This window comes from Nocardiopsis lucentensis DSM 44048 (genome assembly GCF_000341125.1).
GTDB classification, from domain to species: Bacteria; Actinomycetota; Actinomycetes; order Streptosporangiales; family Streptosporangiaceae; genus Nocardiopsis; species Nocardiopsis lucentensis.
The window spans coordinates 1-2,435 of record NZ_ANBC01000166.1; the positions used below are offsets into that span (position 1 = coordinate 1).

Genomic DNA, 2,435 nt, shown 5'->3' on the forward strand with positions numbered 1-2,435 from the left:
GTGAGCGCGGTTCCACCATCGGACAGGAGGTCCGGGGCGGGCTCACCACCTTCATGGCGATGGCCTACATCATCGTCCTGAACCCGATCATCCTCAGCGGCGTGGAGGACGCCGCCGGCAACACCCTGGACCCGGCTCAGCTGACCACGATGACGGCGCTGTCCGCGGGCCTGGTCACCATCATGATGGGTGTGGTGGGCCGCGCCCCGATCGCCTGCGCCGCGGCGCTGGGCGTGAGCGCCGTGGTCGCCTACGTGGCCGCGCCCGTCATGACCTGGTCCGAGGTCATGGGCCTGGTGGTCTGGCAGGGGATCGTGATCATCCTGATGGTGGTCACCGGTGTACGGACCGCGGTGATGAACGCGCTGCCGCACAACCTCAAGATCGCCATCGGCGTCGGCATCGGTATGTTCGTCTGCCTCATCGGGCTCAAGAACGCCGGTTTCGTCAGCGCGGGCGGCGCGCTGCTGACGCTCGGCGGCCCCGACTCCGGCGGTCACCTGAACGGCTGGCCGATCCTGGTGTTCGTGGCCGGTCTGGTCCTGTCCGCGATTCTCCTGGCACGCAATGTCACGGGCGCCATCTTCTACGGGATCGTCGGCGCCACCCTGCTGGGCATCGTCCTCCACTACGCCTTCGGCCTCGACGGCTCCGCCTGGGGCGGGCAGGGCTGGGGCGGTTCCAGCCCCGAGCTGCCCGGCAACCCGGTGGCGCTGCCCGACTTCGGTCTGCTCTTCCAGGTGGACATGCTCGGCGCCTGGACGTCGGCCGGCCCGACCACGGCCGGTGTCATCCTCTTCACCATGGTCCTGGCCGGGTTCTTCGACGCGCTCGGCACCATCCTGGCGATCGGCGCCAAGGCCAACATCGCCGACTCCAGCGGCCAGATGCCCCGGGTCAACCAGATCCTGGTCACCGACGGGTCCGGCGCCGTGGTCGGTGGTCTGACCAGCTCCTCGGCGACTCTGGTGTTCGTCGAGTCCACGGCCGGTGTGAGCGAGGGCGCGCGGTCCGGTCTGGCGAGCGTGGTCACGGGGGCCCTGTTCCTGAGCGCGGTCTTCTTCGCCCCGGTGTTCGCGATCGTCCCGACGCAGGCGGCCTCGGTGGCCATGGTCCTCGTCGGCGTCATGATGATGACGCACATCAGGGACATCGACTGGTCGGACATCTCGATCGCGATCCCCGCCTTCCTGACGATCGCGATGATGCCGTTCGCCTTCGACATCGCGACCGGCATCGGGATCGGCGTCATCGCCTACACCGTGGTCCGCTCCGCCCAGGGCAAGCACAAGGAGGTCCACTGGCTGATGTGGGTCCTGTCGGCGGTGTTCGCGTTCCACTTCGCGATGCACGCCCTCGGCCTGGAGTAGTCTCCTCCCCTCCCCCCGCCTCGGGCCGCCGCGCACTCCGGATGCGCGGCGGTCCGACGCTCGTGTTCGGGCGAAATGCGTGGATACCGCCCCCGGTGACGAGAAAAAGTGATGATACTGCGACCTCCGGGTAAGGATCCTCTCCGCTCCGCCCGACGTCACAGAAGTGGACAGGCCGCGTTCCGGCGGCTCCCCCACCCTCGGACAGGCGCGCACGATGACCACTCCGCTCGGTTCCTCGGACCCCGAACGCATCGGTCCCTACACACTTTCGGCCCGTATCGACGGCGGCGGCCAGGGCATGGTCTACCTGGGCCACGCTCAGGACGGCACGCCCGCCGCCGTCAAGGTCCTGACTCCGTCCTGGGGTGACGACACGCGCCAGCGCGCGCGGTTCGCCCAGGAGTTGGCGGCGGCCCGCAGGGTCGCGCCGTTCTGCACGGCCGCGGTCCTGGACGCCGACATGGACGGCCCGGTGCCCTACATCGCCAGCGAGTACGTCCCCGGCCCGACCCTGCGCTCGGCGGTGCGCGACGGGGGCCCGCGCGAGGGCGCGGTGCTGGACCGGCTGGCGATCGCCACGGTCACGGCGCTGACGGCGGTGCACGAGGCCGGAGTGGTGCACCGCGACGTCAAGCCGGGCAACGTCATCCTCGGCCCGGACGGGCCCCGGGTGATCGACTTCGGCATCGCCCGCCTGGACGACGCCACGCGGCACACCACGGGTGTGGTGGGCACACCGGCCTACATGTCACCCGAGCAGGTCCGGGGCCAGACGGTGGGACCGGCCAGCGACGTGTTCTCCTGGGCCGCCGTGATCGCCTTCGCGGCCACGGGGCGGCACGCCTTCCCCGGGGAGACCACGATGGAGGTGGTCGACCGGGTACTGCGCGACGCGCCGGACCTGGAGGGTGTCCCCGACCGGCTGCGCCCGGTGCTGGAGCGCTGTATGGACAAGGATCCCGCGGCCCGCCCCCGGGCCGTGGACGTGCTGGGCACGCTGCTTGGCACCGGCCCCGCCACGGCGCCCCTGGCGCCGACCGCCGTGCTGGAACAGGCGGCCAC

At 70.8% G+C, this 2,435-nt stretch carries 2 protein-coding genes; both read left to right on the top strand.

What is annotated here, in order from left to right:
• Positions 1–1,370, top strand: a 1,370-nt coding sequence (locus D471_RS0105500; RefSeq protein ID WP_017597703.1) for an NCS2 family permease, incomplete at its 5' end; no start/stop codon positions are given.
• A gap of 217 nt (positions 1,371–1,587) precedes the next feature.
• Positions 1,588–2,435 (top strand): serine/threonine-protein kinase (locus D471_RS0105505; RefSeq protein ID WP_026127440.1); only part of this gene is annotated, 848 nt, incomplete at its 3' end.